Annotated in this window: 16 protein-coding genes; 11 read left to right on the forward strand and 5 right to left on the reverse strand. The window is 58.9% G+C overall.

Going from position 1 to position 23,633, the window contains the following annotated elements; genetic code table 11:
* Positions 1-68: 68 nt before the first annotated feature.
* Entirely contained in the window at positions 69-701 is a 633-nt protein-coding gene (locus KGB03_RS18360) for a TetR family transcriptional regulator (protein ID WP_046054906.1), read from the reverse strand.
* A gap of 156 nt (positions 702-857) precedes the next feature.
* Positions 858-1,370 carry a hypothetical protein gene (locus tag KGB03_RS18365; protein WP_218539038.1) on the reverse strand — a complete coding sequence of 171 codons (513 nt, stop codon included), beginning with the start codon at positions 1,368-1,370 and terminating at the stop codon, positions 858-860.
* 386 nt (positions 1,371-1,756) lie between these two features.
* Here KGB03_RS18365 and KGB03_RS18370 point away from each other — a divergent pair, with 386 nt between their 5' ends.
* The gene (locus KGB03_RS18370; protein WP_218539037.1) at positions 1,757-3,832 is read left to right on the forward strand and encodes an AsmA family protein; all 2,076 of its coding nucleotides are present in this window, start codon (positions 1,757-1,759) and stop codon (positions 3,830-3,832) included.
* A 140-nt stretch (positions 3,833-3,972) separates the two neighbouring features.
* Here the strand turns inward: KGB03_RS18370 and KGB03_RS18375 are convergent, their stop codons facing one another.
* Positions 3,973-4,926: a LysR substrate-binding domain-containing protein gene (locus KGB03_RS18375; protein WP_218539036.1), complete on the reverse strand. Its 954-nt coding sequence runs from the start codon at positions 4,924-4,926 to the stop codon at positions 3,973-3,975.
* Between the two features lie 110 nt (positions 4,927-5,036).
* On the opposite strand from KGB03_RS18375, the gene KGB03_RS18380 reads away from it, so the two are divergent.
* The 3 genes from KGB03_RS18380 to KGB03_RS18390 all read left to right on the forward strand — a co-directional run bounded on the left by KGB03_RS18380 (position 5,037) and on the right by KGB03_RS18390 (position 6,981).
* Positions 5,037-5,675 carry an FMN-dependent NADH-azoreductase gene (locus KGB03_RS18380; protein ID WP_192409999.1) on the forward strand — a complete coding sequence of 213 codons (639 nt, stop codon included), beginning with the start codon at positions 5,037-5,039 and terminating at the stop codon, positions 5,673-5,675.
* Entirely contained in the window at positions 5,676-5,981 is a 306-nt protein-coding gene (locus tag KGB03_RS18385) for a DMT family transporter (RefSeq protein WP_008157366.1), read from the forward strand.
* A gap of 109 nt (positions 5,982-6,090) precedes the next feature.
* Complete coding sequence (locus tag KGB03_RS18390) at positions 6,091-6,981, forward strand: lipase family alpha/beta hydrolase (RefSeq protein WP_218539035.1); 891 nt, start codon at positions 6,091-6,093, stop codon at positions 6,979-6,981.
* 96 nt (positions 6,982-7,077) lie between these two features.
* Here the strand turns inward: KGB03_RS18390 and KGB03_RS18395 are convergent, their stop codons facing one another.
* On the reverse strand, positions 7,078-7,965 hold the full coding sequence (locus tag KGB03_RS18395) for a DMT family transporter (RefSeq protein ID WP_223528088.1): 888 nt from the start codon (positions 7,963-7,965) through the stop codon (positions 7,078-7,080).
* Between the two features lie 96 nt (positions 7,966-8,061).
* Here KGB03_RS18395 and KGB03_RS18400 point away from each other — a divergent pair, with 96 nt between their 5' ends.
* From KGB03_RS18400 to KGB03_RS18415, 4 genes are all read left to right on the forward strand, one after another.
* A complete protein-coding gene (locus KGB03_RS18400) occupies positions 8,062-8,844 on the forward strand; it encodes an AraC family transcriptional regulator (RefSeq protein ID WP_192410002.1) in 783 nt (260 codons plus the stop codon).
* Between the two features lie 206 nt (positions 8,845-9,050).
* A complete protein-coding gene (locus KGB03_RS18405; protein ID WP_223528091.1) occupies positions 9,051-13,472 on the forward strand; it encodes a dermonecrotic toxin domain-containing protein in 4,422 nt (1,473 codons plus the stop codon).
* Positions 13,473-13,557: 85 nt separating this feature from the next.
* Positions 13,558-13,863, forward strand: a complete 306-nt coding sequence (locus KGB03_RS18410) for a PsiF family protein (protein ID WP_111449226.1) — start codon at positions 13,558-13,560, stop codon at positions 13,861-13,863.
* A gap of 236 nt (positions 13,864-14,099) precedes the next feature.
* The gene (locus KGB03_RS18415; RefSeq protein WP_111449225.1) at positions 14,100-15,113 is read left to right on the forward strand and encodes an AI-2E family transporter; all 1,014 of its coding nucleotides are present in this window, start codon (positions 14,100-14,102) and stop codon (positions 15,111-15,113) included.
* A gap of 167 nt (positions 15,114-15,280) precedes the next feature.
* Here the strand turns inward: KGB03_RS18415 and KGB03_RS18420 are convergent, their stop codons facing one another.
* On the reverse strand, positions 15,281-16,555 hold the full coding sequence (locus KGB03_RS18420; RefSeq protein WP_111449224.1) for an Hsp70 family protein: 1,275 nt from the start codon (positions 16,553-16,555) through the stop codon (positions 15,281-15,283).
* Positions 16,556-16,844: 289 nt separating this feature from the next.
* Here KGB03_RS18420 and KGB03_RS18425 point away from each other — a divergent pair, with 289 nt between their 5' ends.
* From KGB03_RS18425 to KGB03_RS18435, 3 genes are all read left to right on the forward strand, one after another.
* Positions 16,845-17,792 (forward strand): DnaJ C-terminal domain-containing protein, encoded by a 948-nt coding sequence (locus KGB03_RS18425; RefSeq protein ID WP_218539032.1) that lies wholly within the window; start codon positions 16,845-16,847, stop codon positions 17,790-17,792.
* A gap of 23 nt (positions 17,793-17,815) precedes the next feature.
* Entirely contained in the window at positions 17,816-18,121 is a 306-nt protein-coding gene (locus KGB03_RS18430) for a chaperone modulator CbpM (protein WP_111449223.1), read from the forward strand.
* A gap of 339 nt (positions 18,122-18,460) precedes the next feature.
* Positions 18,461-23,629, forward strand: coding sequence for an NEL-type E3 ubiquitin ligase domain-containing protein (locus KGB03_RS18435; protein ID WP_223528094.1), 5,169 nt, complete (start codon positions 18,461-18,463; stop codon positions 23,627-23,629).
* Positions 23,630-23,633: the final 4 nt, after the last annotated feature.

Below are 23,633 nucleotides of genomic sequence, written 5' to 3' on the forward strand. Positions count from 1 at the left end.
GCGGTATTCCAGTCACATAGATGCTGGATGTACCGACGCCTTCGCGAGCAAGCCCGCTCCCACAGGGGTTATTCGGTACTGCCGAGGCCTTGCCAGTGTTTGAGGCCGATAAAGATAAAACGTAACTGCTGGGTAATTTTCGCCTGTGGCGTCAGATGCTCGGGCAGCGCCTCGGCAGGCGGATCAATGATGTCCGGCAAGGTCGCGAACACGCTTTTGACAATCAGGTCAGCCATGACGCTCAGGCCGGCGATGTCCAGGTGTTGCAGCTTCGGCATCAAGGACAAGTCGGCCGCCAGGTCCGAGCTAATGTCTTCGCGCAAGCGGCCAATGGCCTGGCGCACTGGCAACGAGCCGCCGTATTGCTCGCGAGCGAGAAACAGGAACTGCGAGCGATTGGCCGTGACCACGTCGAGAAAGATCCGCACCGAGGCGTCAATGATGCCGCCCATGACGAACTCGTTGTGGCGCACCAGGCGAATGGTTTCGCGGAAGGTCTGACCGACTTCACTCACCAGCACCAGGCCCAGTTCATCCATATCGGCGAAATGCCGGTAGAAACCGGTGGGCACGATCCCCGCGGTTCTGGCGACTTCGCGCAGGCTCAGGCTGCCGAATCCTCGGCCGCATTCCATCAAGTGGCGGGCAGCGTCCATCAGGGCGTTACGGGTCTGTTGTTTCTGTTCGGCGCGGGGCAGCATCGCAAGGGTGTTTTCTGGATAAGACAGCGGCGCACTCTAGCAAATCGGCTTTGCCGGCGTCGAATGACGATCGGGGGATCAAGCAGGGAAGTGAGGCATCTATAGCGTCAAAAGCCCAATCCGGGGATTGGGCTTTTTTTCAGGGCCGCCATGGGCTCAGCTCACAGCGCTGTTGCGTTCGATGACACGGTCACCACCACCTTCGGCCAGGGTTTGACCTTGTGGGGTGCGATCGGAACCATCGGCAGCCAGGGTTTGACCTTGTGGAGTGCGGTCGGAACCGTCAGCAGCCAGGGTTTGACCTTGTGGAGTGCGATCGGAACCGTCAGCAGCCAGGGTTTGACCTTGTGGGGTGCGATCGGAACCGTCAGCAGCCAGGGTTTGACCTTGTGGAGTGCGATCGGAACCGTCAGCAGCCAGGGTTTGGCCTTGTGGAGTGCGATCGGAACCGTCAGCAGCCAGGGTTTGACCTTGTGGAGTGCGGTCCGAGCCATCCTGGGTGATCAGGCCTTTTTCTTTCAGGCGATCATTGCCACCTTCGGCGACGGTTTGGCTGAACACCGAGTGGGTGGATTTGACTTGTGGGGTCGCCTGGTCAGCCGCTGGCAGGGCGAAAGCAGTGCTGGCCAGCATTGAGAGGGTAAGGCTAAGCAGTAATTGGCGTTTCATGATCGGGTGCTCCGTAGGAGGGCGATAAAGTGGGTACGAGGGCAATGCTACTCTTGATAAGTCGATACAAAAGTTCATAAACGCAATGGTAATAATCAACGGAATTGATTGTTCCGTGAGACAGCTCTAAATCGGGCGTTTCCGGCGGATGTTTTTGCGCTGAGATGGGTATTTTCCACTCACTTGCGCCATGTAAAAGTGCGGGGCCGGTAACGCTGGATTGGGGGGCATCCTGTCGTCGACCGATTATTTGAACGTTAAGCGGTATTTCGGTTAAACCTGCGCACCGTTTTTCAGTCGTAGATTCCATGGCAGGCCGGTTCTGGCCTAACGTTTCAAACGTGCGTCGCAGTCAGGGCGCTCAGTCGTATCAGGAGCCCTGTGCAATGAAGCGCACTCGTAAAGTTTTTATCTGGACCCTCGCCAGCCTGGTTGTCCTGCTGGCCGTATTGGTTCTGATCATCGCGTTCTTCGATTGGAACCGGATCAAACCACCGCTTAACGCCAAGGTTTCCGAAGAGCTGCACCGCCCGTTCGCCATCAACGGCAACCTCGCGGTGGTCTGGCAGCGTGAGCCCGGCGAAGGCGGCTGGCGCGCGTGGGTGCCGTGGCCGCATGTCGTGGCGCAGGACTTGAGCCTGGGCAACCCGGACTGGTCGAAGAAGCCGCAAATGGTCACCCTCAAACGCGTCGAGTTGCGCATCTCGCCCCTGGCCTTGCTGGCGCAGCGCGTGGTGATCCCGCGTATTGACCTGACCGAACCGAATGCCGACCTCCAGCGCCTGGCCGACGGCCGTGCAAACTGGACCTTCAAGTTCGACCCCAAAGACCCGAACGCCGAGCCTTCACGCTGGGTGGTGGACATCGGTGCGATCGGCTTCGACAAAGGCCACGTGATCCTCGACGACCAGAGCCTGAAGACTCAGCTCGACTTGATCATCGACCCGCTGGGCAAACCTATTCCGTTCAGTGACATCGTCGGTGACAAAGCCGCGAAAACCGCGTCGGAAAAGGGCGCCTCGCCGCAGGATTACGCGTTCGCGCTGAAGGTCAAAGGCCAGTACCACGGCCAGACACTCGCGGGCGAAGGCAAGGTCGGCGGCCTGCTGGCGTTGCAGGACGCGGCCAGACCGTTCCCGCTTCAAGCAAAAGTGAACATCGCTGACACCCGTGTCGAACTGGCCGGCACCCTCACCGATCCACTGAATCTCGGTGCCCTGGACTTGCGTCTGAAGCTGGCCGGCACCAGCCTGGGCAATCTCTACCCGCTGACCGGGGTAACCCTGCCGGACACACCGCCGTACGAAACTGACGGCCACTTGATCGCCAAGCTGCATGAAGCGGACGGTGCAGTGTTCCGTTACGAAGAATTCAACGGCAAGATCGGCCAGAGCGATATCCATGGCAGCCTGACTTATGTCGCCAGTCAGCCGCGCCCGAAGCTGAGCGGATCGCTGGTTTCCAATCAACTGCTGTTTGCCGACCTGGCTCCGCTGATCGGTGCCGATTCCAACGCCAAACAAAAGGCCCGCGGCGGCGAAAGCAACCAGCCGGCGGACAAGGTGTTGCCGGTCGAAGAGTTCAAAACCGAGCGCTGGCGCGATATGGACGCCGACGTCGAGTTCACTGGCAAGCGCATCGTCCACAGTGAAAAACTGCCGTTCAACGATCTCTACACCCACCTGATGCTCACTGATGGCGTGCTCAGCCTGGAACCCCTGCGCTTCGGTGTCGCCGGCGGTAACCTGGACGCTCAGATTCGCCTCAATGGCCGAACCGAACCGTTGGAAGGCCAGGCCAAACTCACCGCACGCAAGTTCAAACTCAAGCAGTTGTTCCCGACCTTTGAACCGATGAAAACCAGTTTCGGCGAACTCAATGGCGATGCCGACATCACCGGTCGTGGCAACTCGGTGGCCAAACTGCTGGGCACCGCCAATGGCAATCTGAAGATGCTGATCAACGATGGCGCTATCAGCCGCGAGTTGATGGAGCTGGCCGGGCTGAACGTCGGCAACTATGTGGTGGGCAAGATCTTTGGCGACAAGGAAGTGAAGATCAACTGCGCTGCCGCCGACTTCGACATCAAGACCGGACTGGCGACCACGCGTCTGTTCGTCTTCGATACCGAAAACGCGATCGTCTACATCGATGGCACCGCCGACATGGCGACTGAGCAACTGGACCTGACCATCACGCCGGAATCCAAGGGCTGGCGCGTGATTTCGTTGCGTTCGCCGCTGTATGTACGGGGCAAGTTCATCAAACCTGATGCCGGTGTGAAGGCTGTGCCGCTGATGCTGCGCGGAGCCGGAATGGTTGCACTGGGTGTGCTTGCCGCGCCTGCGGCGGGCTTGCTGGCGCTGATAGCGCCGAGCGCTGGCGAACCGAATCAGTGCGCGCCGTTGCTGGAGCAGATGAAGGCCGGCAAGGCACCCGTCACCGTCAAACCCACCCGGTAATCCGTTGGCGTCTGTTACGACGCCATCGCGGGCAAGCCATGCTCCTACAGATCTCGAGCCCGACACGAAACCTGTAGGAGCATGGCTTGCCCGCGATGGCGATTAACAGGCATTACAAATCTTTCAGAATGTCCGCCATGTCATCCGCGTCGTTCTCCTGTAGGAGCTGCCGAAGGCTGCGATCTTGGCAATAGACCAGACAATCGAGCTTCTTCCTGCAACCACGCAAAAAACGCCCGCACCGGCGGATGCCGTTCGCGCCCCGGCACGCACAGTGCAGCGTAACCGGCACCATCGACCTGAACCTCACCCTTGTAAGCCACCAGCAAACCACTGGCCACGGTCTCGGACACCAGAATATTGCTCGCCAGCACCAGGCCTTGCCCGGCAATCGCCGCTTGCAGGGCGTAATGCTCTTCGTCGTATTCACGAACCGCTGGCTGCCCGGCAAGCCAGGTCTCGCCGGATTGTGCGCACCAGGCTTCCCAGCCGTGGGCGTACAGTTTGGAGTTGTGCCAGCGCACGCTGATCAGCGTCGGCGCTTGGCTGGCGGCCAGGGCGACTTGCTCGGGCGAGCCATAGACGCCGAAGGATTCGTCGAACAGGCACAGGCCATAAAGGTTCGGGTAGTCATCGAGGCTGTAACGCACCACCAGATCGACGCTGGCGTCCTGATGCAGATCGATGACTTCGCAATGGGTATCGAGCCGCAGGCTGATGTTCGGGTGCCGGGCGTAGAACCGGCCCAGCCTGGGCACCAGCCACAAGGCAGCGAATGCGGCGGTGGTGGAGATCGTCAGGCTCGCGCCGCTGCGTTGCGGGCGCAAGGTATCGACACTTTGCGCCACTTCCAGCAAGGCACCGTGCAAGCTGTGGAACAGCCGTTCACCGCAGTCCGTCAGGCGAACTTGCCGTGGCAGTCGCTCGAACAGCGGCACACCGAGCCAGGTCTCCAGCGAGCGAATCTGATGGGAAACCGCCGTCGGTGTCACCGAGAGTTCTTCGGCGGCTGCCTTGAAGCTCAGCAGGCGCGAGGCGGATTCAAAGGCGCGCAGGGCGGTCAGCGGCAGCGAGGCAAACATTGAAAGCTCCATGGGTGAAATCAATTCATCCAGACTGATTTTTGCTCATTTGAAGAGGGGCGGCTGTGCGCTTCAAGCTGCAAGCCACCAGCAGTTTGAGTTTAGTCCTTCAGGAGATTCAGATGAGCACAATTCTTGCCATACATGCCAGCCCCCGTGGCGACCGTTCTCATTCCCGGCGCTTGGCCGAGGTGTTTCTTTCAGCTTGGCAGGCGGTCAATCCACAGTCGCACTTGACCCGTCGCGAAGTCGGTCGGGCGTTGATTCCGCCGGTCAACGAGGCGTTTGTGGCCGCCGCGTTTTACCCCGAGCCCGATGCGCGGCCGCTGTCGATGCAGGCCGACCTGGCGTTCAGCGATGAACTGGTGGGTGAATTGCTCGGTCACGATTTATTGGTGATTTCCACGCCGATGCACAACTTCAGCGTGCCCAGCGGCCTCAAGGCCTGGATCGATCAGATTGTGCGGTTGGGGCTGACCTTCAATCACACCCTGGACAATGGCGTCGCTCAATACGAGCCGCTGGTGCAGGGCAAAAAGGCGTTGATCGTCACCAGTCGCGGCGGGTTCGGTTTCGGGCCGGGTGGAGAACTTGAGGCAATGAACCATGCCGATCCGTTGTTGCGAACGGCATTGGGGTTCATCGGCATCACCGACATCACGGTCGTGGCCGCCGAAGGCGAAGAGTCCGAGGAACGCACCTTCCAGATCTCCGCCGCCGAGGCCGAGCAGCGTTTGCGGGCGCTGGCCAGGGAGTTCTAGATGGCCTGGCTGTTTTTGCTGATCGCCGCCGGCTTCGAGGTCACCTTTGCCATGGGCATGAAATACGCCGAGGGCTTCACCCGGCTCTGGCCATCGATGATCACCGTGGTGGCCGCGGTGGGCGGGATCTACTTCCTGACCCTGGCCATGCGCGAGTTGCCGGTGAGCATCGCTTACCCGATCTGGACCGCCATCGGCTCACTGGGCACGGTGTTTCTCGGGTTTGCGTTGCTCGGTGAAAGCCTGACGGCGGTCAAACTGGTGTCGGTCGGATTGATCGTGGCGGGGGTGGTGGGGCTGAAGTAGGGCGGGATGTCATAGACTGGTCGCCGAGTTGTCATCTTCGATGCCGATGCTTGGCTGATGTCTTGCATCCCGCCTGGCGTCACTTCACCGATCACAAGGATGTTCGCCCATGTCGCAAGGTTCCGCCCCGCGTTACCCGTTGGTGCTGGTCCCGGGAATGCTCGGGTTTATCCGTCTGCTGATCTATCCGTATTGGTTCGGGATCATTTCTGCGCTGCGCCGGGGTGGGGCGACGGTGATTGCGGTGCAGGTCTCGCCGATCAACTCCTGCGAAGTGCGCGGCGAGCAACTGCTGGCGCGGATCGAGGAAATCCTGCGGGAAACCGGGGCCGAGAAAGTCAACCTGATCGGCCACAGCCAAGGGGCGCTGACCGCCCGCTATGCCGCGGCCAAACGCCCGGACCGGGTCGCCTCGGTCACCTCGGTGGCAGGACCCAATCACGGCTCGGAGCTGGCGGATTACCTGCACAAACACTATCCGGGAAACAGCGCCAAGGGGCGTTTGCTCTGCGTTTTGCTGCGCTGGATCTGTGCACTGATGAGCCTGCTGGAAACCGGTTATCGCGGACCGAAATTGCCGGTTGATATCCATGCCTCCCATCATTCACTGACGACGGAAGGCGTGGCGCTGTTCAACCAGCGTTATCCACAGGGCTTGCCTGAAACCTGGGGCGGGCAGGGGCCGGAAGAGGTCAATGGCGTGCGGTATTACTCCTGGTCCGGGACCTTGCAGCCGGGCAAGACCAATCGCGGGCGAAACCTGTTCGATGGGACTAACCGCAGTTGTCGGTTGTTTGCCAGAACCTTCGTTCGAGAAGCCGGGCATTGCGACGGAATGGTCGGGCGTTACAGCTCGCATCTGGGGACAGTGATTGGGGATGAGTATCCGATGGATCACTTCGACATCGTCAATCAGTCGTTGGGTTTGGTGGGCAGGAGCGCGGAGCCGGTGCGGTTGTTTGTCGAGCATGCGGCGCGGCTGAAAGCGGCCGGGGTTTAGCCTTCAGACCGAGTTATCGTTCTTCGCGAGCAAGCCCGCTCCCACAGGGGAATGCATTCCAAATGTGGGAGCGGGCTTGCTCGCGAAGGCGCCAGATCAGGCAGCGACGACCTTACGCCCCAACACCGTGGTCCAGCGCTCCGAAAGAATCACCCCACCCAACGTCAACATCCCGCCCACCAAGTGATACATCGCCAACTGCTCATGCAGCACCACCGCCGCGATCAGCGCAGTAATCAACGGCAGCAGATTGAAAAACAGCGTAGTCCGGCTCGGCCCCAGGCGGATCACGGCCTGCATCCACGCCAATGGCGCAACCATCGAAGCCAGCAGGCAGGCGTAAAGCACCAGCGGAATGTTCTGCAGCGTCGGACCGATCTTCGGCGAAGCGAGGAACAGCGGAAACAGTACCGCCACGGCCACCCATACCTGCATGTACAGCAACACCAGCGGCGGTAAACGCAGCTGCCATTTTTTCAGCAGTGTGCTGTAGATCGCGTAGGCCAGGGTGGCGATCAGCATCATCGCGTCACCCAGGTTCACCCCGTGTTCGAGCAGCGCGCCAAGGCTGCCGGACGAGACGACCACCAATACCCCCGCGAACGACAGCACCGCACCGGCCAGTGCGCCGATGGTCAGGCGCTGGCCGAGGCTAATGATCGCCATGGCCAGCGACATCAGTGGCATCAGCGACAGGATGATGCCCATGTTGGTGGCCGAGGTCAGGCTCGCCGCGAAGTACGCCAGGCTTTGGTAAACCGCCATGCCGAGTACGCCGAGGACAAAGATCTTGCCCAGGTTCGGGCGGATCGTTGGCCAATGGGCGATCACCGGTTTGAGCATGAAGGGGGTGAACAGCAGTCCGGCAAGCAGCCAGCGGTAAAAGCCGATCTCGGCGGGGAAGATCGCCCCGGCCGACATCTTGGTGATCACGGTGTTGCCGGCCCAAATGAAAATGGCCAGCAGGGGATAAGCGTATTGCATCAGAGAAAACCAGAACGTTAATGAGGGGTGATTATCGCCTGTCTGGATACAAGCCTATACTTCGATCCAGACAACCTGCCCCTGATGACGGACAGCATGAACAGTAAACACATCGATCTGCTCGACTTCAGCGAACTGCCGGCCCCGGTGTACTTCCGTTATGCCGACTTTGATGCGCATCGTTATGCCTCGGCGCACCGTCATCCATGGGGCACGCTGGAGTATTCGGCCCACGGTGTATTGCACATGGAAATCGGTGGCAGCCGCTTCATGTCACCGCCGCAATACGCGGTATGGGTGCCGCCGCAGACCGAACACAGCTTCTATAGCCATCAGCCGATCAACTATCGCGCGGTCTGCCTGGCTCCGCCGATGTGCCAGGACCTGCCGCAACAGGCCTGCACCCTGGCCATCAGCGACATCCTTAAAGCGATCCTCAAAGACTTCGCCGGCCGCGATGTGAAGATTCCCGAGCACGAAGCCGACCAACGTCTGGCCCAGGTGTTGGTGGACCAACTGCAGCAGGCGCCGGTGCAGGAGTGTTATTTGCCCTACGCCAGCAGCCCTGGCTTGTTCGGGATACTCGAAGCCTTGCAGGCCGAGCCCGGTGATAACCGACCTTTGGCGGAGTGGGCCGCGCAGATCCATGTCAGCGAACGCACCCTGGCGCGGCGGTTCGTGCGTGAGTTGGGCATGAGTTTTGGCGAGTGGCGGCAGCGGTTGCGGTTTCTGGCAGCGATCGAAGCGCTGGACAGCCACCGCAGCATCCAGGAAATCGCCTTTGACATGGGCTACAGCACGGGCTCTGCGTTTATCGCGATGTTTCAACGCCAGGCAGGGTGCACGCCGGAACAGTATCGGCGACACCGGGGAGCCTGATGTTCCTGAGTAGTAGTGTTTCTTAAATAATACTGAATGAACGTTAATTGAATGTTGCGGTGTCGTGTGTTGTAGCGTTGTTTAGTTGACATCTGTTTTATTGCGAAGCCTCTTACAGGTTTTGTCGGAAATACACTCAATAAAATTTCTATGCTTCGCTGTATGCTCCAGTACGCATTTATTAACTTGCTTTGGAATCATCAATCATGGGGCATTCAGTTCTAGTTCGCGGACCGTCTGTATTAAGTACGCAAGAAACAAGTATTCATCATGAATTTATCAAAGAGGCTCTGCCCGCATGGGTGGCGGATGCCTCGTTGGAAAGAGTGCAGGCGCTGAAATTAGGGCTTTCCGGTATCCCTCGATGGAGTAAAGAGGCGTCTTCGGCATTGCACTCAAGTCTGAAAAAAACGATGGTGGCGAGTTGGAAAGCCCAAAATGATGTCGACCGAATGCTCGGTGAATTGCAGGATGTTTACGCGTTTGCCGAACCCTTGCTACAACAGGCATTGAAACAACAATACGGAGTCGACATCGATGTCAGAAGCACTTATTTGAAGTTGTTCTCTCCGGCAAAGTTGTCCCCGTGGGCGCATAACATTACGGGCGGTGTCAGTTCTAGAACCGTCTCCGTACTTGATGCAGCATTGCACAACTTTGCACTCAATGAAGTTCTGCTCTCTGACTCGCAGTTTATTTCCAGACCTGACGAACTGGGGCACTTTGAAGTACTGGACATCCGAAACAAGGTGTCTATCGAGCAGTTCAAAACAGTATGTCGGGAACTGGATATTGGCGCTCGATACAAAGAACACCTCGAAAGTTATTTGCGTCCCACCGATGGCCTGGCAAAAGGCGTGGTGCAGCACAGAATTATCAAAAGTCAGAAAGCCGCGCTGAGTGCCGCCATGGATTGGGCCTTGATGCGAAAAGATATCTCGGCCAACGGCTATCGGTTGGTGAAGGGCATAACCGAGGGGGTTAAAGGCCTGAAACTGGAAGGCATCCCGGTTCGTTACTATCACCTGACGATGCTGGACACACGGCTGCACGGCATTGTGCTGATCGCCGGTGATCTGGACGCTGCCGGTGCAGGGAGGCGACTCATTGCCTATGTGCCGAACGACCCTGATCATCCGTTGAAAGAGTATGCGTCGCTGGGCGAGTTCGCGCTCGAACTCACCCGCCAGTTGCGCGACGCGGGCCAGGCGCCCACGCGTGATGGCCTCCCAAACAGGCGCAGTTATCAGCAGTTCTTCAGCCGCTTTGTCGCCCATCAGCAACGCGGGCATTTCTTTGCCGAACTTAACAGCAAACTTGTCGTGATCACCCGGCATGAAAAGGAATGGGGCGTGGACCTGCCTGTCTGGCGAGAAACTGCCGTGGATAACCCACGCCTTCGTTTTGGGACCCTGAAGTTCGAAGAGGATAGCGAAACCCGTTTCAATGGCGACCTGTGGGTTTATCTCTACCAGGTCCAACAAAACAAAATCCTCAACGACGCACGGGAGATGGTGATTTCCACCGCCGATGCCGACCGCATGGAGCGTTGGGCCTGGTTCGACAATTTGGAGAAGATGCTGTCCGACGTTCTCAATGCCGCATTATTGGTCGTGACGCCGTTCGTGCCTTTTCTGGGCGAGGCCATGATGGCTTACATGGTTTATCAATTAGTCAGTGAAGTGGTCGAAGGTGTCGTTGACCTGGCCGAAGGTGTTTATCTGGAAGGGGCCGAGCACCTGATCGGCTTCGCTGAAAGTTTGATCCAGTTGGGCACGTTCGGCGCGGGCATGAAGCTCGGATCGGAGGTGGTGCTACCCAAGCTTTCTTCGTTCATCGAAGGGAGCAAGCCGGTCACCCTGGCCAACGGCGACAAGCGTCTATGGGGGCAGAACCTTGAGGCCTACCAGCGCGATCTTATGCTGTCCGCCGATTCAAAACCCGACGATCAATGGCTGCATCGGCATGAAGGCAAGCCGATCCTCAATCTCGATACGCGCTACTTCGAACTCAATAAAGACCCGCAGACTGGCAAGCACCGAGTGCAACATCCAGCCCGGCCGGACGCGTATCAACCGGTGGTCGAGAGTAACGGAGAAGGCGCCTTCGTGATTGAAGGAGAGCAGCCGCATTTGTGGGATGACGATACGTTGATGGCGCGACTCGGCCAGTCAATGAAAGGGTTGGCGGACGCATACGGCGACATTCGAACGGTCAGTCGCAGCGACGTCAACGCGATCCGCCGGATGTATGTCGACAAGGAGCGCGCTTTGCCCTTGCTGAGCGATACCGTGACGCGCTTCCGGATCGACCACGATATTCAGACATTTATTGAGCAGATTGGCAGTGATCATCCGCAAGACTATTTAAAAGCCGACCCTGCCTTTCAGTTCCGGTTGCTCGATGGCGTATGGCCCGGTAGGGCAATTGAGCTGGTGGGTGCTGACGGTCAGGTCCTTGAGGTGATTGGCCGTGCCGACGCGTCACCTGTTCGGATACGAAAGGATCGCTTGATCGACGGTGATTTGCTTAAAACGCTGTTGGCCCACCTTGATCAAGCTGAAACAAAAACACTGATGAACAACGAGTTCGGCGCACCGGTATTGGCCGCCGAGGTGAACGCGCGACAGCTGCGGCTTGAACTGGCGAAACTTGCCAAAAACAGGCGCACAGGGCTGTTCGAGGCGCGCTACCGTCAGCTTGAAAATGCCCGAAGTGCGAAGAGTGCCTTGGTGCGAAATATCCAGGACCGAGTGCCGGATTTGCCGGGCACCGTTGCGCAAGAGTTGCTGGCGATTGCCTCCCCCGAGGAGTTGCAGGATATCGCACGAGCGAAACTGTCCGACAGATTGGAAAACCTCGCGCGCTGGGCTCTTAGGGACGTACGAAGTGCCCGGGCTTATGAAGGGCTGCATCTGAAGTCAGTCGACAATCCTGATACCCGCAGGCTGGCCTTGCACTCGCTGGAAAACCTGCCCGGCTGGAATCCTGACGTGCGAATCGACGTTCACCGGTTCGAGTTGGGAGGTGCGTTGCTGGACAGCATTGGCAAGGAAGATGCCGCCATTCGACGCACCATCGTCGAACGGGAAGACCTGACCTTCCAGGCCTATGACGATGAGGGCAACGCCTTGAATGCCGGGTCGGACTTTTATTCATCGATCCTGCAGGCACTACCGGACGCCGAGCGTAATGCCCTGAACATTCACATAGGGCAAGGACGGCAACTGAAAGAGGCGATTCGTAACCGGGCATTGAAACCTTATCGGCTCCTGAAAGTCCTTACAGACCTTCCGGTGCTTGACCCGCTCACTTTCGATCCACAGGTCATGCGCCTGCGTGGTGGCGCGCCGACCGGCGAAGGTGAGGCGGTCGTGTTGCAGGCGATTGGGGATCTTTATCCGGAACATGTTGCAGGTGCGTTTGGTTCTTCCGTCTCGTCCTACGCAAAATATGACTACCTGCGTGGCTTGAAGCTGATAAAGGACAATTTCGAAGAGCACTTTTCTTCTCTTCGGCAGGCGTTGTATAACGCCAACACCGCCGAAGATGCGCAAGCCAATGCAAACGTCGTACAGAGCATCGAAGCGTTGCCGGACCTGAAGAGGCTGATGCTGGACGAGCAATTCAAGTCATTGATTGAGCAGATGTTCACCAGGGATGGCCTGATCCCGCTGCCCGAATCCGAGCGCAACCTGGCCATCAATGCCCGAAATCTGGAGCGCACCGGCCGGACGGATGAGTATCAGGCGCTGTTACGTTCAGTCCGGGAAAACGCTGTAACGCCAAGCCCTGAATTGGCCGATTTGCGCAGCTATGGCGAGTGGCTGTCCAGTGATGTCGTGACGTCCGACGAACCGATTGAGGTTTCGCCGCCAATCATGGAGAACCTGAAAATGGCACAGCGTGCAATCTGCCGCACCAAGGAGCTTATCCCCCTGTCCGGCAATCAATTGCCGAGCATGTGGGAGAAGGGCGGTTCGGCGATTGCGAAGATCAAGGGTCTTAGGGAGCTGAACCTGGAGGAAGGTGGTTTCACCGCAAAACTGACCATCGCTGAAGCGGCTCGTAAAGCCATTGAAATCAAGGGCGGCAATTGCTCGGAAAACTCGAAAGTGACGTTTTCGATCCTCGCCAGCCAGCCCCGGACATCGAGCATTCACATCGTCAAAGCCTCTGACTTCGATCATCAATATGTGGTCATAGGCGACTTGGCCAATCCCGGGACTCTGGTCGTCGCCGATTCCTGGCCGGAGTTCCCCGCGGCGCATCTGGCGAGCAAGGGCTACTTCGAGTTCGAAATGCCGCCGGTGGAGACACTGGCGCCCGGTCCGGCCGTCAGCGAATACAACTTTATCAATGAGGCGCCACCAGGCCCGGCGACGTTGCCTGTCGTTTCCGAAACGAACACGTTCAGGCAGATAAAAATGAACAAGCTGTACACATCCGGGGCGTACGCCCAATGGACATCATTAAAAGAGTTAGGCCAAACCTACCGTGTGGAGGACGGCACTCCGGTTTCATTCGAGCGATTGCCTGCCTCGGTCATTGAAAATCGGGTTGAGGCTTATCGCAACTACTTGAAAGCGTTCGACGACATCCTGCGTGCGCAGGAGGATGCTGAATAATCGCTGGCGGATGAAGCGGTAACAGGTCTTGTCTACACTTCCCTTGAGGTCGCGCCGCTCGGCGCGACAACAAGGAGAAAACTTCATGAAAATGTTGCGTGTCCCTTTGTTGATGATCGGTCTGCTGTTCTGCGCCCAGGGCTTTGCCGCCACCGAGCAACAGAACAAGATGACCACCTGCAATGCTGACGCCACCGCGAAAAGCCTCAAGGGAGACGAACGCAAAGCGTTCATGAGCAATTGCCTCAAAGCGGCCCCGGCCGCCAATGACGCAAAAACCCTTACCCCTCAGCAAGAGAAGATGAAAACCTGCAACGCCGATGCCGCCACTCAGGCGTTGAAAGGCGATGCGCGTAAAGCCTTCATGAGCGAATGCCTGAAGAAAAAATAATCATTGGGCGGCAAGATGTGGGGGCTGAGAGGGTCTCATCGCGAGCAGGCTCACTCCCACATTTGTCCTGCGGACACAGATCCATTGTGGGAGCGGGCTTGCTCGCGAAGGGGCCGGCAAGGGCACTGAAAACAGCCGCCACCGCCCCCACTAAGGTCGACCTACACAATCCCTAGTGCTGGCATCGGAACGCTGGCAGACTGCCAATCCTTTTACGCCGTTCGTTTTGAGGCTGTATGCCAACGTTTTCTCAACGCCAAGTCTTGCAACTCATCAGTTGGGTCATCATTTTCGGCGGTTTGTTGCTGGTGATCCCGCTGCGATTACTGCCGAGTTTGCTGGCCGGCCTGCTGGTGTTCGAACTGGTCAACATGCTCACCCCGCAATTGCAGCGCCTGATCGAAGGGCGGCGTGCGCGCTGGCTGGCGGTGGCGTTGTTGGGAACGCTAGTGGTCAGTGTGTTGACGCTGATCTTTGCCGGTGCTTTCAGCTTTCTGCTGCATGAAGCGGAAAACCCCGGCGCTTCTCTCGACAAATTCATGCACGTGGTTGATCGGGCGCGCGGGCAACTGCCGCCGTTCATCGACGCCTATCTGCCCGCCAGCGCCGCCGAATTCCGTGTGGCGATTGGCGAATGGGTGAGCAAGCACCTCAGCGACTTGCAACTGGTGGGCAAGGACGCGGCGCACATGTTTGTGACGCTGCTGATCGGCATGGTGCTGGGGGCGATCATTGCCTTGCAGCGCGTGCCGGACGTGACCAAGCGCAAGCCATTGGCCGCCGCGCTGTTCGAACGCTTGCACCTGCTGGTCCAGGCGTTTCGCAACATCGTGTTCGCCCAGATCAAGATTTCCCTGCTCAACACCTTCTTCACCGGGATTTTCCTGGCGGTGGTCCTGCCGACGTTCGGGATAAAGCTGCCGCTGACCAAAACCCTGATCGTACTGACATTCCTGCTCGGCCTGCTGCCGGTGATCGGCAACCTGATGTCGAACACCCTGATCACCATCGTCGGTTTGTCGCTGTCGATCTGGGTGGCCGTGGCGGCGCTGGGTTACCTGATTTTTATCCACAAGCTCGAATACTTTCTCAACGCACGCATCGTTGGCGGGCAGATCAGTGCCAAGTCGTGGGAGTTGCTGTTGGCGATGCTGGTGTTCGAGGCCGCGTTCGGCCTGCCGGGGGTGGTGGCGGGGCCGATTTATTACGCGTACCTGAAGAGTGAGTTGAAGCAGGTAGGGATGGTTTGATCCGCTGCTGATCTACTGTGGCGAGGGGATTTATCCCCGTTGGGTCGCGAAGCGGCCCCCGTTATCCAAAAAAGAAGGGGCCGCTTCGCAGCCCAACGGGGATAAATCCCCTCGCCACAGATAAATCCCCTCGCCACAGATAAATCCTCTCACCACAGGGTGTCAGGTCAGTCCATGTTGCCGTAGCGCTTCATCGCTTCAATCGCCAAGCCGCTGCCGATGCTGCCGAAGATGTTCCCTTCCACATGCCGCGCGTTCGGCAACATCGCCGAGACGCTGTTGCGCAGTGCCGGAATCCCGCTCGAACCGCCGGTGAAGAACACCGTATCGACCTGATCGACTCGCACATTGGCGTCGTTCAACAGCTGGGTCACGCTGTTACGCACGCGCTCCAGCAAGTTGTCGATAGCCGATTCGAACAGTGCCCGGCTCAGCTCCACACTCAACCCCGGTTCGATGCGGTCCAGCGGCACATGGCGGCTGTCGGCGTGGGTCAGCTGGATCTTGGTTTCTTCCACTTCCATGGCCAGCCAATGGCCGGCGCGCTGGTCGATCAGCTTGAACAGGCGATCGATGCCGCCGGTGTCTTCGATGTCGTAACGCATGCTGCCCAGCGCCAGGGTCGACTTTTGCGAGTACACCGAGTTGATGGTGTGCCAGGTCGCCAGGTTCATGTGGTGGCTGGTCGGCATGTAGGCGCCGCTCTTCATCCGGCTGCCATAGCCGAACAGCGGCATCAGGCCTTGCAGGCTCAGCTGCTTGTCGAAATCGGTCCCGCCGATGTGCACGCCGCCGGTGGCGAGGATGTCATCGTGGCGATTGTCGTGGGTACGGCGTTCAGGGGACAGACGCACCAGCGAGAAGTCCGAGGTACCACCGCCGATGTCGACGATCAGCACCAGCTCTTCTTTTTCGATGGTCGACTCATAGTCGAAGGCCGCCGCAATCGGTTCGTACTGGAACGAAACGTCCTTGAAACCGATGGCGCGGGCCACGTCCACCAGCGTGTTTTCGGCTTCCTGGTCGGCCATTTCATCGTCATCGACGAAGAACACCGGACGACCGAGCACCACTTCATCGAACTCGCGACCGGCGGCGGTTTCGGCGCGTTTCTTCAGTTGGCCGATAAACAACCCAAGTAAATCCTTGAACGGCATTGCAGTGCCGAGGACGCTGGTGTCGTGCTTGATCAGCTTGGAGCCCAGCAGGCTCTTGAGCGAGCGCATCAGCCGGCCTTCATAGCCTTCCAGGTACTCGTGCAGCGCGAGGCGGCCGTACACCGGGCGGCGTTCTTCCATGTTGAAGAAGACCACCGAAGGCAGGGTGATCTTGTCGTCCTCCAGCGCGATCAGCGTTTCCATGCCGGGGCGCAGCCAGCCGACGGTGGAGTTGGACGTGCCGAAGTCGATACCACAGGCACGGGCTGGAGATGCGTTTTTCATGTCTATCGAGTTCCGGTTAAAAAACGGCCGCGCAGTGTATGTCAGTGCGGCGCAGATTCGAAGGCCGACTATCCGCTAAATCTCCGCGATTAGCGCCTTGATAAGACGGCCAGATGCCCCAAACTTGTCTGCATTGGCCCTGGCAGCCCTCGGACGGTCGCAAGAACCGCCCACTGCTGCCGAAAAACTTCTGATGCGCTGCCACCTTGAGATCGATCAACCTGGCGGCTGCCAAAGAGCGCATGCTGCCGGTAGTGGCGCGATATCGATAACGGATGGTGATCCTTAGATGGACTTCAAAGACTATTACAAGATTCTCGGTGTGGAACCGACCGCGGACGATAAGACGATCAAGGCCGCCTATCGTAAGCTGGCGCGCAAATATCACCCGGACGTCAGCAAGGAAAAGGACGCCGAGTCCAAATTCAAAGACGCCTCGGAAGCCTATGAAGCGCTGAAAAGCGCCGACAAGCGCGCCGAATACGACGACTTGCGCAAATACGGCCAGCACGGTCAACCGTTCCAGGGCCCGCCGGGTTGGCAGGGGCGTGGCGCAGGCGGTTTCGGTGGTGGTCAGGACACGGGCGATTTTTCGGACTTCTTCAGTTCGATCTTCGGCAACCGTGGCCCTGGTTTTGGGGGTGGACATTCAGGCCGCAGCGCCGGGCGTCGAGGGCAAGACGTGGAAATGGAACTCGGGATTTTCCTGGAAGAAACCCTTTCGAGCGAATCGAAGAAGGTTACTTTCCAGGTGCCGCAGTACAACGCTGCCGGCCAGCATGTCAGCAACACCAGCAAAAGCCTGAACGTGAAGATCCCGGCCGGCGTGGCCGACGGCGAGCGCATCCGCCTCAAGGGCCAGGGTGCTCCGGGCACGGGTGGCGGGGCCAATGGCGACTTGTTCCTGATCATTCGCTTTGCGCCGCACCCCAAGTTCGACGTCGAAGGCGAGAACCTGATCATTACCTTGCCGCTGGCGCCGTGGGAGTTGGCATTAGGTACTGAGGTGGCAGTGCCTACCCTGACAGGCAAGATCAACCTCAAGATCCCGGCCGGCAGCCAGAACGGCCAGCGCATGCGCGCCAAGGGCCACGGTTTGCTGAACAAGGCCGGTCATCGCGGTTATCTGTTTGTACAGCTCAAGGCCGTCATGCCTAAAACCTCGGACGACGAGGTCAAGGCGCTGTGGCAGGAACTGGCGAAAAAAGCGGCTTTCAACCCGAGAGAAAACTTCTGATCCAAGAGACGGAGTAGCCCATCATGAGCAACCCCCTGATCGTTCAACTGGACCTGGCAGAGTTCTGCGAGGCGACCGACCTGCCGGACGTCTACGTGATCGAAATCGTCGAGCACGGCATCCTCGAACCTCAGGGCAAGCAGCCCAAGGATTGGCGTTTCAACGATTACGAGTTGGTGCTGGCCAAGCGTGCCGCCAAGCTGCGGCGCGACCTTGAACTGGAATGGGAAGGCGTCGCCCTGGCGCTGGACCTGCTGGAAGAGGTCCAGCAACTACGGGCCGAAAACCGCATGCTCAAGCAGCGGTTGGCTCGGTTGGTGATCGAGTAGTTCAACATCAAAAAATCTGGCCTTCTCGAGATTGATACTCTGTTAGTTGATGTATCGAAAAGGCGTGGCGGTATTTATATATACCCATCTCTTTAATATTCGAATGATTATTCAAGCATTGCCCGGAGCGTTCAGCAGGTTTTTAGTCTTTTGTTTTATTGGGCGGGATTTAAGCTGAGGGCTTATCAAGTTGTTTTGGATTGTCAGTTTATGGATGAGTTACAGGATGTAAGCGATGTTTCAAGTTCGCCAGTTTTACCGGCGAACAACAACGGTGTTCATTATGAACGTATCGTTCAGGCACTTCCTCCCGCTATAACAGCGACCCCGCCGGTCAGGATGTCGTTGCTCGCCAGCACCACGGTCCCGACACCGGGCTGGTACCTCAAAGCTTCCGCAATCGATCGGCAATACCTCAAGGAACTGATCGACAAACGCTGGTTGTTGCAGCGGTTGGTGGATGCACCGTTGCAAGACCTGCAACAGGACATCAGGGCCTTTGCCAAACCCTTGCTGTCGTTGTCGATGAGTTCGAACTTCAACAGCCATGAGGACGTCAGCCAACTGACCGTTAAGCTGTATGTGCCGGACCGGATCATCTTCGGTATCGATCGCGGCGCCAGCCATCTGCGCGAGTCCAGCCTCCTGGACGCGGCGCTGCATAATTTCGAGGAGCCGGAAACCGCCGCCGATTATTTCCGGACCGGCTCCGGGGTCTATCGCAGCAACTTCAGGGGAGAACCGTCGCTGATACCGTCGATGACGGTGAGTAAAATCGCCGCGCTGTGTCGTCGGCTGGACCTCGGCGGGCAGTATCAAGCGCATCTGCAAGCCCGGCTGCTGCCGGCCGATGCGCAGAAAAGGCAAACCCTGGAACGGGATGGCGCCGCCAGTGAAAAGGCGGCGTTCGAACTGGCCTCGCTGATCGCCCTGCTGAAAGACGACATCAGTTCCAACGCCTACGGGGTGCTGCGCCAGGTCCGCGAGCATACAAGCGATATCCGTTTTCACCATCGGCCGCTGCACCCGCATCGGTTGTCGCTGATGGGGTTCAAGTTGCACGGTGTGGTGTTGTTCAGCGCCGAGGGCGATGCGGGCCTGATCCAGGCGGCGGTGGAGGCCCTGGCGCCTGACGTGCGGGCTTCCTGGCTCGACTGGTCGAGCGTGTTGTCGGTGATGTCACCGGGCCTCGACCTGGACAAGTTCAAACTGCTGCAGGCGTTTTTCGCCAATGGCCCGGCCGGGGTCAGCGAAGAGATGCTGCGCCAGCGCGACATTTACCGGCAAAGCCGCTTGAGCGGCCCGGTGATTGCCTATGTGCCGGACGACCCGCAGCACCCGCTGAAAGAGTACGCCTCGCTGGCGGACTTCATGAAAACGCTGATCCGCCAACTGCGCGAGCCGGACTATCAAGCGTTCTTCAGCCGCTTCGTGGCGCACAAGGACCAGGGCCGGTTCTTTGCCCGGGTCCGCGAGCGCCTGAGCCGGATCACCTGGCAGCAGCGCGAACCGCTGGACATGGGGCCGTGGTGGCGGGAAACCGCGGTGGAGAACCCGAATGCCGAACCCGTCACCCACCGGCTGGCGGGTGAGCTGTGGCCGCAGCTGTATCGGCTCAAGCGCGACAAGGCACTCAGCGACGCGCGGGCAATTGCCGTCCCGACCGGCGATGAGGACGCCGCCACGCGCTGGAAGCGCCTGAGCAGCTACCTCGACATCGGCTGGAACGTCTTCAACTTTGCCGCGATGCTGGTGCCGGGGCTGGGCGAAGCCATGCTGGCGCTGATGGTGGCGCAGATGGCCGAAGAGTTGCTGGAAGGCATCGAAGACTGGAGCAAGGGCGACCGCGACGAGGCGTCGGCGCACATCAACGGGGTCATCATCAACTTTGCGCAACTGGCCCTGATGAGCGCCGGGCACGTGATCCCGCAGGCGGCCCGGCTCCCGGTCAAACCCAGTGCGCTGATCGACAACCTCAAACCGGTGGAGCTGCCCACGGGCAAGACCCGCCTGTGGAAACCGGACCTGACGCCGTACGAACATCCGGTGACGCTGCCGACCGAGGCCAAACCCGATGACCTGGGGCTGTATCGACACAACGATCAGCAATGGCTGCGCCTGGAACAAAAGCATTACCAGGTGCGCCAGGACTCGGCGACGGGCGAGCATCGCCTGCAACATCCGACCCGGCCCAACGCTTATCAACCGGCGGTGGAGCATAACGGCGCCGGCGCCTGGAAAGCTGAAACCGAGCAACCGCTGGCTTGGGACACGACTCGCCTGATGCGTCGACTGGACGACTCTTTGGAGGATTACTCGGCCGCCACCCTGGCCAAAATCCAGAAGGTGAGTGGCGTTGAAGAGGGCGTGTTGCGCCGGCTGCATGCCGAGCATGAAACGCCGCCGGCGCTGCTGCGCGATACCCTCAAACGCTTCAAAACCTACGCCGACGCGGAACGCTATCCCGAGCAAATCCTGGCGAATCAGGTGCCGGAGGAGATGTCCGGTTTTCTGCCGGCGACTCTGGTCGAGCTGCCACGCTGGCCGGAGTCCCGAGCCCTGGAAGTGTTCGAAGGCGATGATCGCACCGGGGTGTCCGTCAAACATGGCAACGCCATGGCCACTGGACCACAAAGCATCAAGATCAGCCGCTCGGAGTTGGTGGCCGGGAAACTGCCTGAGCGAGTGATTGACTCCCTGAACCCGACCGAGCTGCGGGAAATGCTTGGCCAGCAGGTCGCCAATGACACGCCCTCACGGATCGACGCGCTGCGCAGCCGATTGGCCATGCAGGCGCGCAAACAACACAAGCGCCTGTTCGACGCGCTATACAAGAGCCGGGATGTGTCCGACAGCGCGCAGGTGCGTTTGCTGGTGGACGATTACCCGCAACTGCCCGGCAGCGTTGCGCAAGAATTACTCGACAACGCCGAGCCCGCCGACCTGAAACACCTGGCCGAGAAACAGCGCCTGTCGCTGCGTTTGCGCCAGCAGGCACGCCGGGCCCAGGAGCGCGTGCGCTTGAACCGGGCGTATGAAGGGCTTTACCTGGATGAACTGGAAAGTACCGATACTCGCCGGCTCGAACTGGCCACGCTGGCCAGCCTGCCCGGATGGTCGACGCAAGTCCGGATCGAAATTCGTCATTTGGGATTTTCCGGGGATCTGCTCGCAAGCGTAGGGGCGGCGGATGCGCCGATCCGTAAAGTGCTGGTGCGGGACGAAGATGGCCTTTACCAGGCGCGTGACGCGAGTGATCACCACCTGCACGGCACCGACGACCTCTATGCCTCGGTGTTGCATGCCCTGCCGGATACCGAGCGCAACGCGCTGGGTTATGACATTCACGAAAGTGCACGGCTCAAGGATGCGGTGCGGCGTTCACCACTCAGCCACGAGCAATTCGAACCGATCCTGATTGAGCAGCCGATTCGTAAACCGTTGTACGACTCGCAAACCATGCGCTTGCCAGGCGGCATGTTGGGGTATTTGCGTGAACTCGCCGGCGGGCGTGGGGAGCAAAGTTCCCAGGCGCGGATCAGAAAACTCTACCCCGCTTTCACGGAGGAAGAGTCCACTGCGTTGCTGGAGCGTTTCAACCAACAAGGGATTCCGGTCGACATGCAGCTCGAAGAGCTTGAACTTGAGTTCGAACGGTTGAATTCAACGCTGAAGCGATGGGTGAATTCGCCGACCCGGGATTTTCGTTTGAGTCCCAGTGGCATCGGGGAGTGGAATGCCAGGAATCAATTCTCCCGAAAAATCAGGCAGTGCTGGCAGCGTACCGGGCCAAAACAGTTTGACTCGCTCGGCAATGTGGTTGGGCAGAAGCTCGACCTGAGCAGCTTTCCGCTGAACCTGCATTTCAAAAAAATGCCGGCGCTGGAGGGCAATTTCGACCATGTCACGTACCTGAAACTATATAACGCCGGTATTACCGATGCGGAACAGTCCTTTCTAAAGCCGTTTCGCAAGGTGCGAGCCCTGGACCTTGGTCGCAATAAACTGACCACTTTGCCGCGACACATCGCCGACATGCCGCACCTCAATTTCCTCGAACTCACGGGAAACCGGATTGTACTGAGGCCCGCCGATGTCGAAATGCTCGGCCGTTGCACGAAGCTGCAAACACTGGCGCTGGCCGGCAATCCGTTGAGTCTGCTGCCGAACATCGGTCGCATGCCCGACCTGCACACACTGCTTCTGTACGACACCGGAGCGACCACCTGGCCACCGGGGCTGTTCGACCTTCCGCGCCCCCGGCATATCTATCTGGACCTGCAGCGCAACCTGCTCACACACATACCCGAAGTCACGTCAGGTTCGGTCGACGCGGAGTTGCTGGCACGTACGTTGCTCAGCCGCCAACCGCCCTTTATGTCCCCCGAAAACCTGGAGCTGCTCAAGGAATACATCAGGTCAACAGGACTGGACCCTGACCGCCCGTATCCACCCCGGGGCGTGCGTGACACCCTGGACTGGCAGCAAGGTATTACCTTTGACGAGTGGGTAGAGAAACAAAAGCTCTGGGATGCGCTTGAAGACGAGTTCAACTCGACCGGTTTCTTCGACGAGATCAGGCGCCTGACCCAATCGGCGGACTTCACCGCCGGTGGCGCCTATCGAACCGATCTGACGGCCAAGATGTGGCGGATGATCGAGACCATGGCCAGGGACGCTGAACTGCGCACGAAGTTTTTCACCGAAGCTTCGATGCGCACCCAATGCGTGGATGGCGCGACCCAGCTATTCAATGTTCTGGGGGTTGATGTGCTGGTCCAGGAAGCCCTTGAACTGGGCAACCCCAGTTTGACTGAAGCGCAGTTGATCGAGTTGGCCAGGGGTAAGAGCCGCCTGGATGAAATCGAGCGAGTCGCCCGTCGCCATATCATCGACCGCGAGGCCGCGGGTGAACGTTTTCGACGCGTCGACGGCCAAGGCAATGTCAGCGGAACCATTGACGAGGTCGAGGTTCACCTCGCGTTCATGACGGACCTGGCAGAACGGCTTGACCTGCCCTGGCAGGCGCGTGGAATGCAGTTTCGCCAGATCGCGGGCGTTACCGGCGAAATGATCGAAAACGCCTATCAGCGGGTCTTGGGGCTGGAGGAGGGTGATCTGCTGCGTGATTCGATTGCCGAGCAGCCATTTTGGCGGACCTATGTGCAGCGTTCGAATCGCGCACGTTTCAGGGCGTTTGATCGCAAGACGGTAGCGACGACCGAGTTCAAGGTTGCTCTTGACGAACGAGCCTCCCGCACGGACCTGACACTGGAAGAGCGAGAGAAGCTGAAGGAAGAAATAAGGATACTGGCCGCCGAACTCGGTAAACCTGAAAGTGCCTTTGCGCCGGGGCAAGTCGTGACCGATGAAGCGTTTGCCGCCGAGCTTGACCTGATCAAGGAGGAGCGTGAAACCCTTCTCAAACAACTGACTCAGCAAGCCATGGACCGGGCAAAACTGCAACGGGTTGAACCTCCGCTCTTTACGGTGGACACCAAGAGCTGACCAG

The organism is Pseudomonas sp. BF-B-26 (genome assembly GCF_019956495.1).
GTDB lineage: Bacteria > Pseudomonadota > Gammaproteobacteria > Pseudomonadales > Pseudomonadaceae > Aquipseudomonas.

Excerpts from the sequence above, each read along its gene's own strand:
- KGB03_RS18380 (WP_192409999.1), top strand. The coding sequence starts at position 5,037 with ATGAGCACAATTCTTGCCATACATGCCAGCCCCCGTGGCGACCGTTCT.
- KGB03_RS18360 (WP_046054906.1), bottom strand. The coding sequence starts at position 701 with ATGCTGCCCCGCGCCGAACAGAAACAACAGACCCGTAACGCCCTGATG.
- KGB03_RS18415 (WP_111449225.1), top strand. The coding sequence starts at position 14,100 with ATGCCAACGTTTTCTCAACGCCAAGTCTTGCAACTCATCAGTTGGGTC.
- KGB03_RS18410 (WP_111449226.1), top strand. The coding sequence starts at position 13,558 with ATGAAAATGTTGCGTGTCCCTTTGTTGATGATCGGTCTGCTGTTCTGC.
- KGB03_RS18405 (WP_223528091.1), top strand. The coding sequence starts at position 9,051 with ATGGGGCATTCAGTTCTAGTTCGCGGACCGTCTGTATTAAGTACGCAA.
- KGB03_RS18385 (WP_008157366.1), top strand. The coding sequence starts at position 5,676 with ATGGCCTGGCTGTTTTTGCTGATCGCCGCCGGCTTCGAGGTCACCTTT.
- KGB03_RS18435 (WP_223528094.1), top strand. The coding sequence starts at position 18,461 with ATGTCGTTGCTCGCCAGCACCACGGTCCCGACACCGGGCTGGTACCTC.
- KGB03_RS18370 (WP_218539037.1), top strand. The coding sequence starts at position 1,757 with ATGAAGCGCACTCGTAAAGTTTTTATCTGGACCCTCGCCAGCCTGGTT.
- KGB03_RS18400 (WP_192410002.1), top strand. The coding sequence starts at position 8,062 with ATGAACAGTAAACACATCGATCTGCTCGACTTCAGCGAACTGCCGGCC.
- KGB03_RS18430 (WP_111449223.1), top strand. The coding sequence starts at position 17,816 with ATGAGCAACCCCCTGATCGTTCAACTGGACCTGGCAGAGTTCTGCGAG.
- KGB03_RS18375 (WP_218539036.1), bottom strand. The coding sequence starts at position 4,926 with ATGGAGCTTTCAATGTTTGCCTCGCTGCCGCTGACCGCCCTGCGCGCC.
- KGB03_RS18420 (WP_111449224.1), bottom strand. The coding sequence starts at position 16,555 with ATGAAAAACGCATCTCCAGCCCGTGCCTGTGGTATCGACTTCGGCACG.
- KGB03_RS18390 (WP_218539035.1), top strand. The coding sequence starts at position 6,091 with ATGTCGCAAGGTTCCGCCCCGCGTTACCCGTTGGTGCTGGTCCCGGGA.
- KGB03_RS18365 (WP_218539038.1), bottom strand. The coding sequence starts at position 1,370 with ATGAAACGCCAATTACTGCTTAGCCTTACCCTCTCAATGCTGGCCAGC.
- KGB03_RS18425 (WP_218539032.1), top strand. The coding sequence starts at position 16,845 with ATGGACTTCAAAGACTATTACAAGATTCTCGGTGTGGAACCGACCGCG.
- KGB03_RS18395 (WP_223528088.1), bottom strand. The coding sequence starts at position 7,965 with ATGCAATACGCTTATCCCCTGCTGGCCATTTTCATTTGGGCCGGCAAC.